Genomic DNA, 20,238 nt, shown 5'->3' with positions numbered 1-20,238 from the left:
GTACGGACACCGTGGCGGCGAGGGGCGAAGCGCAGGCGGACGTCGAGGTGAGCACGCTGGTCGTGCCCGCCTGGCGGCTGCGTTGGCGGGCGCCGGAACTGGCCCTGGTGCTGGGCGAGCGCGCGGTGGCGCTCGCCTCCGCCCGCCGTGACGAGGTCGACCGGTTGCGCGCGGAGTCCCTGGTGGTCTTCGCGAGCAACCGGCTGGGCCGCGGTGTCCGGGTCGCCGACCGGGCGCTGGACGCCCTGAAGGCGGCCGAGGCCGAAGCGGAGCACGAGACGGCGTGGCGGCTGCGCGTGGAGCTGGCCGACAGCGCCCGCGCGGTCGGCGCGCCGCTGACCGGGTTCGCCGCCGTCCGCCCGGTCCTGGAAGCCGACGGCGTCCCGGACTCGCTGCGCGCCTCGGCGCTCGTGCAGGCCGGCGAGTGCCTGGTCTCGGTGGGCCGCGGGCCGGCCCTGGTCCAGGCACTGGAGGAGGCCGACCGGCTCTACGCGTCCGACCCGGTGCTGGACCACGACACGGCGTTGCTGCTGCGCGGGCTGCTCCGGGCGGCGGCGGCCGGCCAGCACCGCCGCTGGGGCGACTTCGACGCGGCGATCGCGGCGAGCCGCGAGGGCGTGGAGCTGCTCGACCGGCTGGCGGACCCGGCGGCCGACAGCGGCCAGGTGCGCGGCAGGCTCGTGGTGGAGCTGGTCTGCGCGCTGATGGACGCGGGCCGCCCGGCGGAAGCCGCCGAAACCGGCACGCCCCTGCTCGACCTCCCGGTGCGGGCGCCGTCGGCGCCGGCGGTGGGCTGGCTGCGGCTGGCCCTCGCGACCCGGGTCCACCTGCCGGCCGGCCGCGTGGACCAGGCGCGCGACCTGCTGCGGGACGCCGCGGACAGCGCGGAACGCCACCAGCTCGACACCCTGCTCGCCGAGAGCCTGCTGGCGCTGGCGCACGTTCACGAGGTGTCGGGGCAGCTGACCGAGGCCCTGGCCGACCTCCGCTCGGCCCACGCGGCCGAACGCCGCCGGGCCCGCGCGGTGTACGCGGTCCGGGCGAGGCTGGCGGCCGAGTTCTCCGGGGTGCACGCCAAGCCGACCGGCCTGCACGAGCAGCTGGCGTCCCTGCTCCACCGGGAGCCGCGCACCACGACCCCGCAACCGGACCCGCACCTGACCCCGGAGGCCAGGCAGCAGCTGCGCCAGTGGCGCCCGGGCCAGGTGCACCGACCGGAAGGTCTGCGCGTCAAGCGCACCCGCAGGGCCACCGAGGACATGACGGTGGAAGGTCTCTCCGCGGCCCGCGCCCACGCGGCGGACCGCTGGCGGCTGGTCCAGCCGTTCGGCGACCCGGGCACCGCCGCCGAGCCACCCGCCTCCGGCGGTCGCCGCCGAGCCCCCGACCCGACCGACGCCCCGACCCCACCCATGCCGCAGGCGGCGTCCGCACCGCTGCCCGCACCGTCTCCGCAGCTCGCACCCGCCCCCACCGGCGCGCCCCTTCCCACCGGCGCACCCGCTCCCACCGCGCCTGCCCCTATCGGCGCGCCCGCCTCCACCGCGTCCGCTCCCACCGACGCGCCCGCCTCCACCGCGCCTATCCCTACCGGCGCGCCCGCGGAGCCGCCCGCACCCGCTCACACGCCCCAAGCCGCTTCGGCGATCCCACCCAGCCCCGCCACAGCGCCTCCGCCCGCTGCTGCGCCGCCGCAGCCCGCCGCCACAGCGCCGCCCCCCGCTACGCAACCCGCCGCAGCAGCGCCGCCCGCAGCCGCAGCCGCGACGACTCCCACCACGGCAACCACGCCGCCCACCACGCCACCGGCGCCGTTCGCCCCGACGGCGACGCCGGCCGCCACCGCAGAGGCACCGTCCACGACGCCTGCCGCACCACCCGCCGCGCCCGCGGTCCCGCCGGCGGCAGCGGCCGCAGTGCCACAGCAGGCAGGGCTTGGCCAGGCGACCCAAGGCCGACCGGAACACGCGAGAAGCGGCGAAGCACGCCCCACTTCCCACCGCACCCGCGCGCAGACCTACCTGGAACAGGCGTTCCCCTCCGCCACCCCCACGCCCGCCACCCCCACGCCACCGTCGACGCCCCCGCTCGGACCCGCGCCCGCCGCCTCCGCGCCCACGCCGGCCGCGCCTGCGCCTGCGTCGTTCCCACCCGACACGCCTGCTTTTGCCGGGCCCACGCCTGCGACGCCTCCACCGGGCACACCCGCACCCGCTGCGCCTTCGCCTGCCACGTCTGCGCCTGCCACACCCCCGACGGACACGCCTGCGCCTGCCACGCCTCTGCCTGCCACGTCTGCGCCTGCCACGCCTGCGCTGCCTCCGCCGGCCACGCCCGCGCCCGCCATGCCTGCCTCCGCCATGCCTGCCTCCGCCATGCCTGCCTCCGCCGCGCCCGCCACACCCCCCTCCGGCACGTTCGCGGCCGGGCCTGCTCCTTTCGCGCCGCCGTCACCGGGGCAGGCGGGGGCCGCCGCATCCGAGTCGGAAACGACCCACGTCTTCGCCCGGCCGCTGCTCGACGGTCCTGTCGGTGGTTCCGCTTCGGAATTCCCTGACCAGGGCATCGCTGCCGAAGAGCCCGGCGCTCCCGCCGATGACACCGCTTCGGACCGGGCCGGGGCCGACGTCCCCTCCGCCGGGGACACCGAGCACGGCGGTGAGGCGGGCAAGAGCGTGCCGGCCGCCGGGCTGATCGCCGCTGCGGGCGCCATGCGCAGCGGGCGGCGGGCAGCGCGGAAAGCGGCCGGTGAGATCCCCGACGCCACGAGCGAGCAGGCGGTCAGCCCCCCGAACCCGGACGGGGGCGGTGTCCTCGAAACGCTCAAGGCCGCCGGGCTGATCGATTCCCAGCGAGCCGGTGGGCGGCGGCGTGCCCGTGAGGCCGAGGGTGACGGTGACGTCGAGGGCTCCGCCGACGCCGTCGAACACGCTGGCGCGGAGCACGCGAGCGCCACGCACATCAGCGCCGAGCACGCCGGCGCCGCAGAGCACTTGGACACCGCAGAACACGCCGGCACCGCAGAGCACTTGGCCGCTGCCGAGCACGCCGGCACCGCAGAGCACTTGGCCGCTGCCGAGCACGTGGATGCCGCCGAGCGTGCCTCGGGCGCCGAGGAGCAGGTCGAGACCGTCCAGTGGCGGGTCGAAGCCCCGGGGCGGTTGCGCGAGGAGGCTGCGCCTCCGGTGAGCATGTTCGACTCGCCGTCGATGGTCCGACCCGCGGGGCGAGGTGACGACGCGGCGCCATCCGGTTTGGGCGCGGCCTTCGCCAAGGGCCCGGTGATCCCCACCGCGCGGGTCCCCGAACCACCGCCCACGGCCGAACCGCCGACCGGCCCCGCACCCGCCTCCGGACCACAGCCCGCACCCGCGCCGACGTTCGTGCCGGGGCAGTTCACCGGTCCTGAGCCGCACGAGGCACCCGGCCCGCAGACCTCGCCCGAGCTACAGACCTCACCCGGCCCGCAGACCTCACCCGGCCCGCAGACCTCGCCCGAGCCGCGAACCTCGCCCGAGCCGGCGGAGGGGCCCGTGTCGCCCGCCGCGCCCGAGTCATACGCGGTTCCCGAGTCGTACGCGGTTCCCGAGCTGCCGGTGCTCCCGGAGCTGCCCGAGCTGCCGAGGCTGCCGAAACTCTCGCTGTACCCCGAGCTGCCCGTGCTGCCCGAGTCGTTCGCCGTGCCCGGACAGCCGACGGCTCCCGAGCCGTCCGGCGCGCACGAGCGGCCTGTGCCGCTGGAGTCCTCCGGCGCGCACGAGCAGCCTGTGCCGCTGGAGTCCTCCGGCGCGCACGAGCGGCCTGGGCCGCCCAGGTCCTCCGGCGCTTCCGAGCCGTTCAGCGCGCCCCAGCCGTTCAGCTCTCCCGAGCCGTTCAGCGCACAGGAACCGCCCGGCACGCCCGAACCCCCGGTCTCGCCCGAGCCCGAGCCCGCGCCCGAAGCCCCCGCCGCGCCGGAGCGGGACGAGCCGCCGACCCCTCCCGCGCCGCCCACCCCGCTGCCCGACCCCGTGCCGGAGGTGCCCGAACCCGACCAGGTCCCGCCCGTCCCGGTGCCGGGGCCGGTGCCGCCGTCCCCGTTCGGCCCGTCCAGCTTCCTCGGGCACGCGGACGTGGAGCACGACCCCGACCCCTACCCGCCGGCCGGGCCCGGGGCGGCTGCGAACCGGGGCGCCGACCCCACCGCCCACGCCGACCCCGGCGCGGAGGAGGACCCGAAGGTCGGGCCGAAGTCCGGCGAAGGGGTGGAGCCGGGGGAGGAGCCGTTCGTCACGGCGGTCGTCGTCGGGGGGCGGTCCATCGAGTTGCCGCCGCTCGTCGAGCCCACCGCGCCGACGTCCGACTCGCCCAGCGCCACCCGCGCCTCGCGGCGGCCGAAGAGTGATCTCAGTCTCGCCGAGCTGCTCGCCGAAGCCCTCGTCGCCTACGAGACCGGTCGGCGGGAGGACGAAGCCGCGCAGGCCGGCGCCGGCCGGGGCGCGGAGGAGCACCGGGACGCCGAGAGCACGGGGCCGATCGTGCCGGTGGGCGACCTGCGCACCGGCCCCCGCACCAGTCCGCGGACCGGCCCGGGGACCGCACCCGAGACCGACGCGGAGACGACCGCGCCCCTCCGGAGGGTGACCGGCGAACCACCGCGGTGGACGCTGCCCGAAAGCTGAGAAATCATTTGAGGTTTTAATGAGGTGTCCCGCGGGTAACGCGCACGGGACGCCTAAAACAACCGTGCCGCGATGATTTCCCGCTGCGCCGCAGGTGGCTCGATTCAGTCACCAGGGCTGCGCCGACCGGGGCCGGCGAGTCTGGTTAAGTGGTGCGCGGACCCGGCACACAGAGGTGCCGGATACGCGTGGAGTCGCCTGAACATGACCTCGACTGGAGTCCCGTCCCGATCGGAGCTCGCCACCCGTCACGACGCCGGTGCCGGCCGTGCGGCCAGTCCCGAACAAGCTCGTGACGAATTGATCGAACGGGCCGCCGCCAACGCCCCCGAGCTGGCCGACCTGATCCGCCTGTACTACCGCCACGTGCCCGCCGAGGAAGTCAACGACGACGACCCGGTGGACCTGGTGGGCGCCGTCCGCTCGAACCACCAGCTCGCCGGGACCCGGGTGCCGGGCCGCGCGCTGGTGCGCATCCTCAACCCGACCCGCGTGCACGACGGCTGGACGTGCCCCGCGACCGTCGTGCAGGTGGTCACCGACGACATGCCGTACCTGGTCGACTCGGTGGCCTCCGAGCTGACCCGCGGCGGCGTGCAGGTGCACCGGGTGGTGCACCCGATCGTCGTGGTGCGCCGCGACCCGGTGACCGGCGCGCTGAACGAGGTCCTGCCGACCGCCGACCCGGCCGACCCGCCGTCGGACGCGGTGGCGGAGTCGTGGATGCACATCGAGGTGGACCTGCTGACCGACCCGGACCGGGCGCGCGAGCTGGAGACCAAGCTCTACACGGTCCTCAACGACGTGCGCGAGGTCGTCGAGGACACCAGCAGGATGACCGCCACCGCGCTGCAGCTGGCCGACCAGCTCCAGGCCGCGCCGCCGCCGCTGGACGAGTCCGAGGTGGACGACGGCGCGCGCCTGCTGCGCTGGCTGGCCGCCGACCACTTCACCTTCCTCGGCTACCGCCGGTACGAGCTGGTCCGCGACGACCCGGCCACCGACGGCGAGCCCGCCCTGCGCGCGGTCCTGGCCAGCGGGCTGGGCGTGCTGCGCCAGGACAGCCTCGCGGCGCGCAGCCTCACCGCCGGCCCGGACGCCGGCGCGCAGGCGCTGTCGCGCGAGCTGCTGGTGCTGACCCAGGCGAGCGCGCAGTCCAGCGTCCACCGCTCGGTCTACCCGTACTACGTGGGCGTCAAGACCTTCGACGCCGACGGCGACGTGACCGGCGAGCACCGGTTCCTCGGCGTGTTCTCCACCACCGCGCTGCACGAGGACGTGCTCGACATCCCGGCCATCGAGCGCCGGGTCCGCGAGGTCATCCACCGCGCCGGCTTCCCGCTGCACTCCTACTCGGGGCAGCGGATGCTGGAGGTGATCCAGAACTACCCGCGCACCGAGCTGTTCTCCGTCGACGCGGACACGCTCTACCAGACGGTCGCGGGCGTGATCGCGCTGGCCGAGCGCCGCCGGCTGCGGCTGTTCCTGCGCCGCGACCCGTACGGCCGGTTCTACTCCTGCCTGGTCTACCTGCCGCGCGACCGCTACACCACCACCTCGCGGCTGGCCATGCAGGAGGTGCTGATCGACCAGCTGGGCGGCGTGAACCTGGAGTACTCGGCCCGCGTCGGCGAGTCCGCGCTCGCCCGCGTGCACTTCATGGTGCACACCGACCCGAGCCGCCAGGCCGAGCCGGACACCGCCCACATCCAGCACCTGCTGGCCGAGGCGGTCCGCTCCTGGGACGACCGCATGGTCGAGGCCGTGCTGGACGGGCAGTCCGACGGCAGCGCCGGCCTGGGCGCGGAGTCGGCCCCCGAGCAGGGCCTGCGGTTCGCCGCGGCGTTCCCGGAGGCGTACAAGGAGGACTTCACCGCCGCCGAGGGCCTCGAGGACTTCCGGCGCATCGAGGCGCTGGGCCGGGGCGACCTGGACATGGTGTTCTACGTGCCGCGGGACGCCGAGCCGGGGGAGCGGCGGTTCAAGCTGTTCCTCGCGGGCGCGCGGATCACGCTGTCCGACGTGCTGCCGATGCTGCAGCGCATGGGCGTGGTCGTGGTGGACGAGCGCCCCTACGAGCTGGTCCGCGAGGACGGCACGGAGTGCTGGATCTACGACTTCGGCTTGCGCATCGAGCAGGCGACGCTGGAGAAGCTGTCGGAGGAGGACCTGGAGTCGGTGCGCACCCGGTTCCAGGACGCGTTCGCCGCCGCCTGGCGCGGCGAGGCGGAGGTCGACGGCTTCAACACGCTGGTGCTCAAGGCCGGCGTCACGTGGCAGCAGGCCGCGATGCTGCGCGCCTACGCGAAGTACCTGCGCCAGGCGGGCACCCCGTACAGCCAGGACTACATCGAGGACGCCGTCCTGGGGCACACCGAGGTCGCGACGGCGCTGGTGCGCCTGTTCGAGGCGCGCTTCGACCCGGCGCTGGACGAGGAGCGGCGCGCGACCCGCACGGACGCGCTGGCGGAGGAGATCACGGCGCTCATCGACGACGTCACGAGCCTGGACGCCGACCGCATCCTGCGCAGCCTGCTCACCCTGGTGCAGGCGACGCTGCGCACGAACTACTTCGTCCGGGACGCCGACGGCGCGCCCCGCCCGTACCTGGCGGTCAAGCTCGACCCGCGCGCGATCCCGGACCTGCCGCAGCCGCGGCCCCGGTTCGAGATCTTCGTCTACTCGCCGCGCATCGAGGGCGTGCACCTGCGGTTCGGCCCGGTCGCGCGCGGCGGCCTGCGCTGGTCCGACCGGCGCGAGGACTTCCGCACCGAGGTCCTGGGCCTGGTGAAGGCGCAGGCGGTGAAGAACGCGGTGATCGTGCCGGTGGGCGCCAAGGGCGGCTTCGTGGTGAAGCGGCCGCCCGCCCCGACCGGCGACCCCGGCCTGGACCGCGAGGCGTTCCTCGCCGAGGGCGTCGCCTGCTACCGGCAGTTCATCTCCGGCCTGCTGGACCTGACCGACAACCTCAGCTCCGGCACGGTCCTGCCCGCGCCGCAGGTCGTGCGGCACGACGGCGACGACACCTACCTGGTGGTGGCCGCGGACAAGGGCACGGCGGCGTTCTCCGACATCGCCAACGAGGTGTCGAAGTCCTACGGCTTCTGGCTGGGCGACGCGTTCGCCTCCGGCGGCTCCGTCGGCTACGACCACAAGGCCATGGGCATCACCGCCAAGGGCGCGTGGGAGAGCGTGAAGCGGCACTTCCGCGAGCTGGGCACCGACACCCAGTCCGAGGAGTTCACCGTCGTCGGCGTCGGCGACATGTCCGGCGACGTGTTCGGCAACGGGATGCTGCTGTCCGAGCACATCCGCCTGGTCGCGGCGTTCGACCACCGGCACGTCTTCATCGACCCGGACCCGGTGGCCGCCCCGTCGTTCGCCGAGCGCCGGCGCCTGTTCGAGCTGCCCCGCTCCTCGTGGGACGACTACGACCGGTCGCTGATCAGCGCGGGCGGCGGCGTGTGGCCGCGCACGGCGAAGTCCATCCCGGTCAGCCCGGAGGCGCGCGCGGCGCTGGGCCTGCCCGAGGACGTGGTGAAGCTCTCGCCGCAGGAGCTGATGAAGGCCGTCCTGCTCGCACCGGTGGACCTGCTGTGGAACGGCGGCATCGGCACCTACGTGAAGGCGGGCGCCGAGTCGCACGCCGAGGTGGGCGACAAGGCCAACGACGCGATCCGGGTCAACGGCGCGGACCTGCGGGTCAAGGTCGTCGGCGAGGGCGGCAACCTGGGCCTGACCCAGCGCGGCCGGATCGAGTTCGCCCGCGCGGGCGGCAAGGTCAACACCGACGCGCTGGACAACTCGGCGGGCGTGGACTGCTCCGACCACGAGGTCAACATCAAGATCCTGCTCGACGAGCTGGTCCGGGAGGGCCGGCTCGACCAGGGGCAGCGCGACGCGCTGCTGGGCCAGATGACCGACGAGGTCGGCCGGCTGGTGCTGGGCGACAACTACTCGCAGAACCTGGCGCTGGGCGTCTCCCGCGCCCACGCCGTGCCGATGCTGTCGGTGCACGCGCGCCTGGTGGCCGACCTGGAGCAGCGCGGCGTGCTGGACCGCGCGCTGGAGGCGCTGCCGTCGCCGGCGGAGTTCAAGGCCCTGGAGAAGGCCGGCGACGGCCTGACCTCGCCGGAGCTGGCGACGCTGCTGGCGCACGTGAAGCTCGCGCTGAAGGAGGAGGTGCTGGCCGGCGACCTGCCGTCGATCGACGTCATGGCACGCAAGCTGCCCGACTACTTCCCCGGCGAGCTGCGCGAGGGGTTCGCCGACGCGATCGGCAGCCACCCGCTGTCCCGCGAGATCATCACGACGGTGCTGGTCAACGAGGTCGTGGACGGCGGCGGCGTGTCCTACGCGTTCCGGCTGGCCGAGGAGACCAGCGCGTCGGCGACGGACGCGGTGCGGGCCTACGCGGTGGTGACGGCGATCTACGACCTGCCGTCGCTGTGGCGGGAGATCCGCGCGCTGGACAACGCGATCCCGACCGAGGTGCAGGACGACATGGTCCTGGAGACCCGCCGCCTGCTCGACCGGGCGTCGCGGTGGCTGCTGACCAACCGCCCGCAGCCGCTCGCGGTGGGCTCCACGATCAGCCGCTTCGCGGGCGTCATCGGCGAGCTGGCGCCCAGGGTGCCGGACCTGCTGCAGGGCCGCGAGAAGGAGTCGGTGGTCGAGCACGTCGAGCGGCTGGTCGCCGCCGGGGTGCCGGAGGGGCTGGCGCGCCGCGTCGCGGTGCTGCTGTTCACCTACGGGCTGCTGGACGTGACCGAGGTGGCGGAGCTGGCCGAGCGCGAGGAGGGCCAGGTCGCGGGCGAGCGGTCGCACCTGGAGACGGCCGAGCTGTACTTCGCGCTGTCGGAGCACCTGGACGTGGACCGGATGCTCAGCTCGGTCAGCGACCTGGAGCGCGGCAACCGCTGGCACGCGCTGGCGCGGCTGGCGCTGCGCGACGACTTCTACTCGTCGCTGCGGTCGGTCACGATCGACGTGCTGCGCTCCAGCGAGCCGGGTGAGCCGCCGGCCGAGAAGATCGCCGCGTGGGAGCAGGCCAACGCCTCGCGGCTGGGCCGCGCGCGAGCGGCGCTGGCCGAGATCAACCGGGTCAGCAGGTTGGACCTGGCGACGCTGTCGGTGGCGGCGCGCCAGGTGCGCAGCATGATTCGCTGATCGCCCACACGGGAAAGGCCGGGCCCCGCGGGGCCCGGCCTTTTCTGCGCGCGAGCCGGTCGGAAAGACCGATCTTTGCAAGAATTTGCGAATTGCGCGTCGGATTCGGGTGGTCCAGCGCGTGCTCACGGCGTGGTGAAGGGTTTTCCGCACTGCTGCGGGAAACCGTGCTGAAAACCTTTGCGGGGATTCCGGTCGCACCGCCGAAGCGGCCCGCGCGATCGCCCGGCCACTTCGGCGCCCACCCGCCGGACCCGCCGGGAACGCCGGCGCCGTGCCCGCCGATCGCCTTCGCGCCCCGGGCCGCCCGGCGGGCCCGGGGCCGGGTCGGGGCGCGCGGCACGGGTGCCGTTCCGCCCGGTCCCGGCACGCGGATAGGGTCAACGCCACCGAAGCGATGGCGGGAGGCGCGTTCAAGTTGGGTGTGTTCGTCACGGGAGTGCGTCCGCGCTGGTCGGACATGGACGCGTTCGGCCACGTCAACCACGCCAACACGGTGACCCTGCTGGAAGAGGCCCGGATAGACCTGCTGTTCACCGAGGCCGCGCGGCACGGCGTGCCGGACATGGCGCGCGGCGTCGTGGTCGCCCGCCTGGCCGTGGACTACCTCACCCCGCTGGTGTTCACCGGTGACGAGGTCGTGGTCGAGATGTGCGTGCGGGAACTGAAGTCGGCCTCGTTCACGTTGGACTACTCGGTCCGCAACGGGCGCAAGGAGGGCAGCCCCGTCGTGGCGACGGCGCAGACCCTGATGGTGCCCTACAACCTGGAGGCCGGCCGCCCGCGCCGCCTCCTCGAAGCCGAACGCGACTTCCTCGCCGGCTGGCGAGCCGGAGGTAACGGTGCCTGAGCTGGTCTTCGCCGATCCCGCCGAGCGGGACGACCTGGGCGCCTTCGTGGCGCGCGCGGTGCGCCTGGACGCGCGGTCCGTCGTCCGGCTGCGCAACCGCCCCTCCGGCGGCCTGCTGGACGCCTGGGTGGCCACCCCGTTCGACGCGCTGGCCACCCGCACCGTCGCCGGCCGCGTCACGCCCGACGACGTCACGGTCTCCGGCAGCGACCTGCTCACCGGCCTGGCCGTGGTGCGCGGCGACACCGTCGACCCGGGCCAGGCCCGCGACCTGCTGTGGCGCTCGGCGCTGCCGCCCGTCGAGGGCTGGCTGCCGGTGGACCGCCTGCCCGGCGCCGTGGTCTCCGAGCTGGCCGAGCAGGGCGTGGCGGTGGCCCGCGAGAACACCGGCCCGCACGGCACCCCGCCGGCCTCGCTCCTGGACCAGACCGTCCTCACGGTCAGCGGTTCCGGCCTGGCCGTCAAGGTGCCGCTGCGCTGCCTGTTCGCGCTGTCGGGCATGGGCTTCCTGGGCGGCGACGACGTGCGCGTCACGGCCACCGACTCGTGGCTGCGCATCGACGCCCGCTTCGGCGCGGTGGTCCGCCGCCGCCACTCGATGCTGCCCCTGCTGGTCTAGGGAGGGTCCGCGGGCGGGGCGGCTCCGCCTCCCCGCCCGCGGCGCGTCAGACCAGCCAGACCGCAGTGTCGGGCGGGAGCCGGTTGTCGTCCATCGGACCGCTGGACAGCAGCACCTCGCCCGGCGGCAGCGGCACCGGGCCGCCCGAGGTGTTCAGCGCGCAGATCAGGCCGCCGCCCTTGCGCCGGAACGCGAAGCACCCGGCCGGCGCCCCGTACCACTCCACCTCGTCGCCGCTGATCGCCCCGTGCGACCGGCGCAGCTCCAGGGCCTGCCGGTAGAACGAGAGCACCGAGCCCGGGTCCTCCAGCTGGGACTCGACGGTCAGCCCCGCCCAGTCGCCCGGCTGCGGCAGCCAGGTCCCCGCGCCCGCCGTGAACCCGAACGGCGGCGCGTCGCCCTCCCAGGGCAGCGGGACGCGGCAGCCGTCCCGGCCGCGCTCGGTGCGGCCCGAGCGCAGCCACGTGGGGTCCTGCAGCGCCCAGTCGGGCAGCTCCACGTTCGGCAGCCCCAGCTCCTCGCCGTTGTAGAGGTAGACCACGCCCGGCAGCGCCAGCTGCACCAGCGCCATCGCGCGGGCCCGCCGCACGCCCAGCGACCCGCCGCCGTACCGCGTCACGTGCCGGGTGACGTCGTGGTTGGACAGCGTCCACGTCGGCGGCGTGCCGTGCGGTTGCACGGCCGCGAGCGAGTGCTCGACGGCGGCGCGCACCGCGTCGGCGTCGAACGGGGCCTGCACCAGCCGGAAGTTGAAGCCCAGGTGCAGCTCGTCGGGCCGGACGTAGCGGGCGAACCGCTCGTCCTCCTTCACCCAGACCTCGCCGATCGCCATCCGCCCGGGGTACTCGTCGACCACCTTGCGGATCATGCGGTGCACCTCGTGCACGGCGTCGTTGTCGAACCGGGGGTCCACCGCGTTGTCGTGCAGCACGCCCGGCACCGCGGCGCGCGGGTCCATGTCCGGCAGGCCGCGGGGCTTGGCCATGCCGTGCGCGACGTCGACGCGGAAGCCGTCGACGCCGCGGTCCAGCCAGAACCGGAGGGTCCGCGCCAGGTCGGCGGGCACGTCCGGGTGTTCCCAGTTCAGGTCGGGCTGCTCGGGGGCGAACAGGTGCAGGTACCACTGGCCGTCGGGCACCCGCGTCCAGGCCGGCCCGCCGAACACGCTGGTCCAGTTGTTGGGCGGCTGCTCGCCGGCGTGGCCGCGGCCGTCCCGGAAGAAGTAGCGCTCCCGCTCGTGGCTGCCGGGCGCGGACCGCAGGGCGGCCCGGAACCACTCGTGCCGGTCGCTGGTGTGGTTGGGCACGAGGTCCACGGTGACGCGGATGTCGTGCTCGTGGGCCTGGGCGACCAGCCGGTCGAACGCGGCGAGGTCGCCGAACAGCGGGTCGACGTCGCGCGGGTCGGCCACGTCGTACCCGTGGTCGGCCATCGGCGACGGGTAGAACGGCGTCAGCCACAACGCGTCGACGCCGAGCAGCTCGAGGTAGCCCAGCCGGGACCGGACGCCGTCCAGGTCACCGACGCCGTCGGAGTCGGAGTCGGCGAACGACCGGACGTAGACCTGGTAGAAGACGGCGTCGCGCCACCAGGCGGACTCGTCGGCGATCTCTGGTCGGGGGTCGGAGGATCGTCGCACGAGACGTCATCCTGCCACCCGCGCCGGACAACCCGGCCCCCTTCGGGTGATCGGCGGTCAGGCCCAGGCGTTGAGCAGGCTGTTCGCGGCCATCTCCAGGTACGCCCACAGCCGGTCGCGGTGCTCGGGGGTGAGGTTCGCCTCGTCCACGGCGACCTTCATGCAGCGCAGCCAGGCGTCCCGCTCCACCGGCCCGATGGTGAACGGCGCGTGCCGCATCCGCAACCGCGGGTGACCGCGCTGGTCGGAGTAGGTGTGCGGCCCGCCCCAGTACTGCATGAGGAACAACCGGAACCGCTCCTCCGCGGGTCCGAGGTCCTCCTCGGGGTAGAGCGGGCGCAACACCGGGTCGTCGGCGACCTGCTCGTAGAACCGGGCGACGATCTTGTGGAAGGTGTCGTACCCGCCCACCGCTTCGTAGAAGTTCTCGGCACTGCTCACCGCACCATCCTGCCCTTCCCGTCCGACCGGGTCGACCTGCTCCGCCTAGGCGGACTTCAGCGAGATCCCGGCGTCCTCCAGCGCGGGCATCAGCTTCGCCCGCAGCGCCCGCTGCACGGCCCACTGCCGCCCCGGCCGGACCTTGACCGTGACCCGCATGGTGATGCCCTCGGGGGTGACCTTCTCCACACCGAGCACCTGGGGCTTGTCGATGACGTCCTTGTCCAGCGGCTCCTCGGCGACCGCCCCGTCCACGGCCGAGGTCAGCACCTCGGTCGCGGAGGCCAGGTTGGCGCCGTAGGCCAGCGGCAGGTCCACCACCGCGACCGCGAAGCCCTGCGACGAGTTGCCCACCCGCATGATCTCGCCGTTGCGCACGTACCAGACGGTGCCGTTGGTGTCGCGGATCGTGGTGATGCGCATCCCGACCGACTCCACCGTGCCGGTGGCCGGGCCGAGGTCCACCACGTCGCCCACGCCGTACTGGTCCTCCAGCATCATGAACATGCCGGACAGGAAGTCCTTGACCAGGTTCTGCGCGCCGAAGCCGATCGCCACGCCGAGCACGCCGGCCGAGGTGAGGATCGGGGTGACGTTCATCTTCAGCTCCGTCAGGACCTGGAGGAACGCCACCCCGAACACGACGAACGTGACGATGGACTTGAGCACCGAGCCGATGGTCCTGGCCCGCTGCTCGCGGCGCTCGGAGACCAGGACGCCCAGCGCCTGCGGCGCCCGCTCCCGCAGCGGGCGCAGCAGCTTCGGCTTGCGCCCCTCCGACGAGCCCCTGGTCAGCCGGTCGATCAGCCGGCGCAGCAGGAACCGGACGACCACGGCGATGACCACCGTGAAGACGATCCGCAACGCGCCCTCGGCGATCTTCGGCCCGTTGACCACCCACCAATCGACAGCGAGCGTCGACTCCACGTCCACCGACCCACTCCTCCTCGGTCCCTCAGGCGAACTCCAGTCCCGTGGCCGCGGCCAGGAACGTCAACTGGTCCACGGCCAGCCCCACCGACCGGCTCACCGATCGCCCGGCGTGCCCCACCTCGGTCTCCCGGCGCAGCAGCACGGGGTGCTTGGTCGGGTCGCTCGCCGTCGCGTGCTGCAGCGCGGCGCACATCTTGCGGGCGTGGTTGGGATCCACGCGGCTGTCCGACTCGAACACCGTGAACAGCACCGAAGGGTACTCAACGGCGGGGCGCACCCGGTGGTACGGGGAGTAGGACAGCAGCCACGCCAGCTCCTCCGGCACCGCGGCGCTGCCGTACTCCTCCGCCCACAGCCGCCCGAGCAGGAAGTTCTCGTAGCGCACCATGTCCAGCAGTGGCGCCGAGCACACCACCGCCGCGTACAGCTCCGGCCGCTGGGTCAGCGCGGCGCCCACGAGCAGGCCGCCGTTGGAGCCGCCCGTGATCGCGAGCTGCTCCGGCGTGGTCCAGCCGTCGGCGACGAGCCGCTCCGCCGCGGCGTGGAAGTCGTCGAACACGTTCTGCTTGCGCTCGCGGGTGCCGGCCCGGTGCCACTCCTCGCCCTCCTCGTCGCCGCCGCGCAGCGAGGCGTGCGCCCACACCCCGCCCGCCTCGACCCACGCGAGCGCCGTGGCGCTGTAGCCGGGGCCGCGGCCCACCGCGAACCCGCCGTAGCCGGTGAGCAGGGTGGGTCGGGGCAGGTCCGGGCGCTGCCCGGCGGACACGACGAACATCCGCACCGTGGTGCCGTCGAGGGAGGTGTAGGGGATCTGCTGGGTCGTCACCCGCGGCAGCTCGGCGGTGCCCGGTGCGGCGGCGTGCAGGGTGGTCGAGCCGTCGGACAGGCGGAACCGGTAGACCGACAGCGGGGTGGTGAAGTCGGAGAACCCGAACCACAGCACGTCCCGGTCGGTCGGCGTGGCCCGGTCCACCGTGGACCAGCCGTGCAGCGAGCCGGTCCCCGGCAGCGGGATCCCGCCCCGGTGGGCGCCGGTCGCCGCGTCGTGCAGGTGCAGCTCGGAGACCGCGTGCCGGGTGCGCAGCAGCACCAGCGCGCCGTCCAGCCAGGTCGCGGCGTCCAGCACCGAGTCCGGCTGCTCGGGGACCAGCTCGGTCCACGCCGTCGGCTCGGCCGGGTCCGCCACGCACAGCCGGAAGCGCGGCGCGCCCAGGCTGGTCCGCAGGTAGAGGCGGCCGTCCTCGACCCAGGCCGAGCACTGGGCGCCCTGCTCGGCCGTGATGACCGGGCGGAGTTCACCCGATCCGTGGAGGTCCGCGATCCAGACCGAGTCGCGCCGCACCGTGCCGGGCGCGCCCTTGACGATCAGCCACCGCCCGTCGTCGCTGACCGACAGCACGTAGTAGTAGGTGTGGTCCAGGCCGTCGCCGTGCACGTTCACGTCGGTGGCCGGGTCGGCGCCGACCCGGTGCCGCCACACGCGCCGGTGGAACTGGCGCTCGTCCTCGGGCACCAGCGCGGGGTCGAGGCGGCGCACGTAGAAGAACTCCTCGCCGCCGGGCAGCCACCCGACCGGGGAGTAGCGGCACCGGTCGACGGGCCCTTCGAGCAGGTCGCCGGTGACGACGTCCAGGACGTGCAGCAGGGAGTGCTCGTCACCGCCCACCGACACCTGGTAGGCCAGCCGCGTGCCCTCCACGGAGGGTGACCAGCGGTCGAGGGTGGTTCGCCCGGTGGGGTCGAGGGCGTCGACGTCCAGCAGCACCCGCTCCACGCCGTCCTCGAGCACGTAGAGCACCGGGTGGTCCTGGTCGGGGCCGCGGCGGGTGTAGAACGCCCGCCCGGCGCGCCACACCGGCGTCCCGACGGAACCGGTGCGCATCAGCTCGCCCAGCCGCCCGCCGAGGGCGGCGCGCCCCGGCAGGGCGTCGAGCCACTGCCTGGCCAGGGCGTCCTGGGCCGCGGACCACTCGGCGGTGCGCGGGTCGGCCGGGTCCTCCAGCCAGCGGTAGGGGTCTGCGATCGGGTGCCCGTGCAGGCGTTCGACCAGGTCGAGGCGTTCGGCCGGCGGGTAGGTGAGGGGTGGGGGCTGCACTGCGGGGGAAGGGTCGGTCACCTCACCCAGAGTAGTGCCCCAGTTGAAAATCATGTCCGATAGGGAGCCGTTCACCGAAGTTTCCACCCGGTCGCCCCGGACGCGTCATCTATCACACGTGATTTTTGGGGTCGATCTGTGGTCTGCTATGGCTGAACCGGTGGAGGTGGTCGCGTGCCAGACCGACAACCCACCCCGATCGGCGCCCTGGTCGAGGCCGGGCTCGCGCCGTTGGTCCCGTCCGGCCAAAAACAGCCCGCGGTGCACGCGGTGGCGGGTGGGGAGGGAGCCGGTCCGGCGCCCGTGGCGCTGCCCTGGGGCAGGCGGAAGGTCCTGCTCCTCAACGCCACGTTCGAGCCGCTCACGGCGCTGCCGCTGCGGCGCGCGGTGGTCCTGGTGGTGTGCGGGAAGGCGGAGGTGGTGCACGGCGACCCGGCGGGCGCCGTCGTCCACTCGTCGACGGCCGAGGTGGTCGTGCCGTCGGTGATCAGGCTGAGCAACTACGTGCGGGTGCCGTACCGGGGCCGGGTGCCCCTGACCCGCGCCGGTCTCATGCACCGGGACCGCTACCGGTGCGCGTACTGCGGCGGGCGGGCCGAGACGATCGACCACGTGGTGCCGCGCTCCCGCGGCGGGCCCCACACCTGGCAGAACTGCGTGGCCTGCTGCGCGAAGTGCAACCACCGCAAGGCCGACAAGCTGCTGTCCGAACTGGGCTGGCGGCTCCGGGTCGCGCCGACCGCGCCGCGCGGGCCGCACTGGCGGCTGCTGGCGGGCGTCACCGAGGCCGATCCGCAGTGGCTGCCCTACCTGGGCGAACCGGCGGCCTAGGCGGCCAGGGCGAAGTCCTGCTGCGCGGTGATCCGCACGGAGCCGGTGATCCGGACCGAGTCGCGCGCGGTGATGCGCACGGAGTCCCGGGCCGTGATGCGCACGGAGTCCCGGGCGGTGATCCGCACCGAGTCCCGCGCCGTGATGCGGACCGAGTTCGTGATGCGGACCGAGCCGCGCGCGGTGATCCGGACCGAGCCCTGAGCGGTGATCCGGACCGAGTCCCGGGCGGTGATCCGGACCGAGTCGCGCGCGGTGATGCGCACGGAGTCCCGAGCGGTGATCCGGACCGAGTCGCGGGCCGTGATGCGCACGGAGTCCCGGGCGGTGATGCGCACCGAGTCGCAGGCGGTGATCCGAACGGAGTCGCGAGCGGTGGTCCGAACCGGGTCCGCCGCGGTGATCCGGACACTGCCCCGCGCGCCGGCACGAGCCGAACCGGGCAACGCCGTGATCCGGACGGAGTCCCGCGCGGTGATGCGCACGGAGTCACGGGCAGTGATCCGGACGGATCCCCGCCCGGTGCCGAGCGCCGACTTGGAGGTCACGCGCGGACGCTGAACAGGCGTAACCGACTCGTCCATCCGGGTGTACGACGAACGAGTGAGGGGAGCGACCTGGTTGCGGTTCACGGTGTACATGTCGTGTCCTCCGAGACTCATCGGGCGGGAATTAGTATCCGGAAAGGGATGCGCAAGACCCGTACAGGTGAAAAGCTAGAAGCCGACTGGGCGGAGGACAAGACGCCAAACCGGCCGCCATTCGCCTCCGTCCGGGCGAAGGCCGAACGGGTGTGCTCACTACGACGTTCGAGCCGGCCGGCTACTGCGTTCGGCAAGTATGGACACCGTGCGTAACGTGAGGTCCGGTCAAGAGTCGTCCGGATCACAGACGGGGCGTCGCACGTGGGTAGAAGCATCGGCGTCAAGGGTGTCCGAACTGCGCAATTCCGGCTGCTGACGGGCGCTTGGGTGACCTCGTTGGTGGGCGACGGGGTGCGCACCGTGGCGCTGCCGCTCTACACCGCGGTGAGCACCCGCAGCCCCTTGGCGGCTTCCGCCGTGGCCGTCGCCGTGGTCCTCCCGTGGCTGCTGGTAGCGCTCCCGGCGGGCGTCCTGGTGGACCGCTGGCGGCCTCGGGTGGTGGTCGCCGTCGCGCACGCGTTCCGGGCTGTCGTGACCGCGTTGCTGGCCTACGCCGTGTTCACGGACGACGCGGGCGTCGCGGTGCTGTGCGCGGCGGGTTTTCTCCTCACCAGTGCGGAGACGTTCGCCGACTCGGCGTCCCAGGTGCTGCTGGTGGACCTCGCCGGGCCCGACGACCTGGAGGAGGCCAACGGCCGGTTCGTCACCGCCGAGACCGTCGGCATGGACCTCGCCGGGCCGCTCGCGGCGAGCCTGCTGTTCTGGTGGGACCCGGCGGCGTGCTTCGCGCTGGACGCCCTGACGTTCGTGGTGGCGACGGCGCTCGTGGTGCGGCTGCCCGACGTCGAGCGGGAGCAGCGGGACGGTTTCGGCACTTTGCGGTCTCAATTGGCGGAGGGCGCGGGGCACCTCGTCCGCGATCCCGGGCTCCGGGTGCTGGTGCTGGCGGTCGGCGTCGCGGCGGTGTGCGCGGCGGCGGTCAACGCGATGCTCGCGCTGTACTCGATCAACGTGCTGGGGCTGCCCGAGCAGTTCGTGCCGTGGCTGGTGGTCGTGATGTCGGTGGGCGCGCTGCTCGGCGCGCGGCTGAGCCCGCGGCTGGCGCCCAGGTTCGGCGGCGCGGCGGTCATGGTGGGCGCGCTGGTGCTGCTGGGGGTGGCGTTCGCGGTGTTCGGGGCGGTGCCGCTGCTGCCGGTGGCGATCGCGGCGGTGTTCTGCTTCGGGCTCGCGTCGGCCGGCTGGAACGTGCTGTCGGCGACCCGCAGGCAGCGGCTGACGCCCAAGCCGCTGATGGGTCGGGTCACCAGCGCCTACCGGGTGCTGGCCTGGGGCCTGTCGCCGATCGGGGCCGGTCTGGCCGGCCCGCTGGCCTCCGCGACCTCGCTCGGCGTGGTGTACCTGGTGGCGGGCGGGGTCGTCGTGCTGACGGCCGTGGCGCTCGCACGCCCCCTCGCCCGGACGTGACCGGGTGCATCGGTTACCGTAACCGCCGTGACCATCGTGGAGACCGTGCTCGTCTTCGCGCTGATCCCGCTGGCCATCTACGGCGTGATCACGCTACTGACGCTGAGGCCGAAGGCCACCCGCATCGTGCGGTACCGCCCTGGCCAGGAATGGGGCTACGCGCCCGTGTGGTGGAGCGCCAACCCCGGCGGCCTGTCCGCCAGTCACCACCACACCGGGGTCGAACCGGCCTCGGGCCCGACGGCCAGGGGAGGTGCCCGTGGCAACTGGTGAGATCACCCGGGTCGACCCGGAGTCGCTCGAAGTCGGCGCGGTCGTGACCAACAGCGGTCGCGTGTCCGCCGCGAAGATGTACCGGCCGCACGCCCCGAGCCTGCCGTTCACGCCGGTCCAGCTGGCGTCCCTGGACGAGGCGATCACGCTGGCCAGCCGCACCACGGGCCTGGACTTCAGCGTGTACCTGGGCGAGCTGGGCCCGGACTCCCGCGCGCGGGCCGAGGAGCTGCACGCCGACACGCCGCGGCCGTCGCACGCGGTCCTGGTGGCGGTGTCGCCGGGTGAGCGCGTGGTGGAGGTGGTGACGGGCGAGGAGTCGCACCGCCGGCTGCCCGACCGCGGGGCGAAGTTGGCGGTGATGAGCATGGTGGCCTCGTTCAAGGAGGGTGACCTGGCGGGTGGTCTGCTGAGCGGTCTGCGGATGCTCGCCGACCAGGCCGGTCACGCGCCGCGCTCGTAGCGCCGAACTCGGGCTGAACGCGAAGGCCGCGCCCCTCGACGGGGGCGCGGCCTTCGCCGTGTTCACCAGGAACGCGGGGGTGCCGGGTCGGCCCGCGCCTCCGCGAGGTCGGCGGCCAGGGCGCGGGCTTCTCGGCGTGGCTGCCCGGCCCGGCGT

At 74.0% G+C, this 20,238-nt stretch carries 13 protein-coding genes; 8 read left to right on the top strand and 5 right to left on the bottom strand.

Translation table 11 applies throughout. The annotated features are described in order from the left end of the window. Positions 1-11: 11 nt before the first annotated feature. The 4 genes from JOE68_RS31765 to JOE68_RS09380 all read left to right on the top strand — a co-directional run bounded on the left by JOE68_RS31765 (position 12) and on the right by JOE68_RS09380 (position 11,299). Positions 12-4,661, top strand: a complete 4,650-nt coding sequence (locus tag JOE68_RS31765) for a hypothetical protein (RefSeq protein ID WP_204841934.1) — start codon at positions 12-14, stop codon at positions 4,659-4,661. Between the two features lie 204 nt (positions 4,662-4,865). Then, on the top strand, positions 4,866-9,830 hold the full coding sequence (locus tag JOE68_RS09390; RefSeq protein WP_204841933.1) for an NAD-glutamate dehydrogenase: 4,965 nt from the start codon (positions 4,866-4,868) through the stop codon (positions 9,828-9,830). A 418-nt stretch (positions 9,831-10,248) separates the two neighbouring features. Beyond that, complete coding sequence (locus JOE68_RS09385) at positions 10,249-10,680, top strand: acyl-CoA thioesterase (protein ID WP_204841932.1); 432 nt, start codon at positions 10,249-10,251, stop codon at positions 10,678-10,680. After that, entirely contained in the window at positions 10,673-11,299 is a 627-nt protein-coding gene (locus tag JOE68_RS09380) for a DUF8010 domain-containing protein (protein WP_204841931.1), read from the top strand. Before JOE68_RS09385 ends, JOE68_RS09380 begins: the two co-directional genes overlap by 8 nt. 46 nt (positions 11,300-11,345) lie before the next feature. Here the strand turns inward: JOE68_RS09380 and JOE68_RS09375 are convergent, their stop codons facing one another. Genes JOE68_RS09375 through JOE68_RS09360 form a run of 4 tightly spaced genes read right to left on the bottom strand, consistent with a single transcriptional unit; the run spans position 11,346 to position 16,428 of the window. Next, positions 11,346-12,938 carry a glycoside hydrolase family 13 protein gene (locus JOE68_RS09375; protein WP_204841930.1) on the bottom strand — a complete coding sequence of 531 codons (1,593 nt, stop codon included), beginning with the start codon at positions 12,936-12,938 and terminating at the stop codon, positions 11,346-11,348. A 57-nt stretch (positions 12,939-12,995) separates the two neighbouring features. Next, positions 12,996-13,379, bottom strand: coding sequence for a globin (locus JOE68_RS09370; RefSeq protein ID WP_204841929.1), 384 nt, complete (start codon positions 13,377-13,379; stop codon positions 12,996-12,998). 45 nt (positions 13,380-13,424) lie between these two features. Next, the gene (locus tag JOE68_RS09365; RefSeq protein WP_204841928.1) at positions 13,425-14,312 is read right to left on the bottom strand and encodes a mechanosensitive ion channel family protein; all 888 of its coding nucleotides are present in this window, start codon (positions 14,310-14,312) and stop codon (positions 13,425-13,427) included. Between the two features lie 22 nt (positions 14,313-14,334). Continuing rightward, positions 14,335-16,428, bottom strand: coding sequence for a prolyl oligopeptidase family serine peptidase (locus tag JOE68_RS09360; RefSeq protein WP_346038636.1), 2,094 nt, complete (start codon positions 16,426-16,428; stop codon positions 14,335-14,337). Positions 16,429-16,581: 153 nt separating this feature from the next. On the opposite strand from JOE68_RS09360, the gene JOE68_RS09355 reads away from it, so the two are divergent. Continuing rightward, on the top strand, positions 16,582-17,238 hold the full coding sequence (locus JOE68_RS09355; RefSeq protein ID WP_204841926.1) for an HNH endonuclease: 657 nt from the start codon (positions 16,582-16,584) through the stop codon (positions 17,236-17,238). On the opposite strand, the gene JOE68_RS32425 is transcribed toward JOE68_RS09355, so the two are convergent. After that, on the bottom strand, positions 17,235-17,576 hold the full coding sequence (locus JOE68_RS32425; protein ID WP_204841925.1) for a DUF2345 domain-containing protein: 342 nt from the start codon (positions 17,574-17,576) through the stop codon (positions 17,235-17,237). The genes JOE68_RS09355 and JOE68_RS32425 overlap by 4 nt on opposite strands. A 567-nt stretch (positions 17,577-18,143) precedes the next feature. On the opposite strand from JOE68_RS32425, the gene JOE68_RS09345 reads away from it, so the two are divergent. The 3 genes from JOE68_RS09345 to JOE68_RS09335 are packed head-to-tail and all read left to right on the top strand — an operon-like array spanning position 18,144 to position 20,082. Continuing rightward, positions 18,144-19,346, top strand: coding sequence for an MFS transporter (locus tag JOE68_RS09345; RefSeq protein WP_307819596.1), 1,203 nt, complete (start codon positions 18,144-18,146; stop codon positions 19,344-19,346). 27 nt (positions 19,347-19,373) lie between these two features. Continuing rightward, positions 19,374-19,619, top strand: a complete 246-nt coding sequence (gene ctaJ / locus JOE68_RS09340) for an aa3-type cytochrome oxidase subunit CtaJ (protein WP_204841923.1) — start codon at positions 19,374-19,376, stop codon at positions 19,617-19,619. Further along, positions 19,606-20,082 carry a DUF5130 family protein gene (locus tag JOE68_RS09335; RefSeq protein WP_204841922.1) on the top strand — a complete coding sequence of 159 codons (477 nt, stop codon included), beginning with the start codon at positions 19,606-19,608 and terminating at the stop codon, positions 20,080-20,082. Before ctaJ ends, JOE68_RS09335 begins: the two co-directional genes overlap by 14 nt. Positions 20,083-20,238: the final 156 nt, after the last annotated feature.

This window comes from Saccharothrix algeriensis (genome assembly GCF_016907655.1).
GTDB lineage: Bacteria > Actinomycetota > Actinomycetes > Mycobacteriales > Pseudonocardiaceae > Actinosynnema > Actinosynnema algeriense.
The sequence above is the reverse complement of the archived record's forward strand: the minus strand, read 5'-3'. Positions and strand labels throughout refer to the sequence as shown.

Coding starts and splice junctions, on each gene's coding strand:
- JOE68_RS09390 (WP_204841933.1), top strand. CDS start 4,866: ATGACCTCGACTGGAGTCCCGTCCCGATCGGAGCTCGCCACCCGTCAC.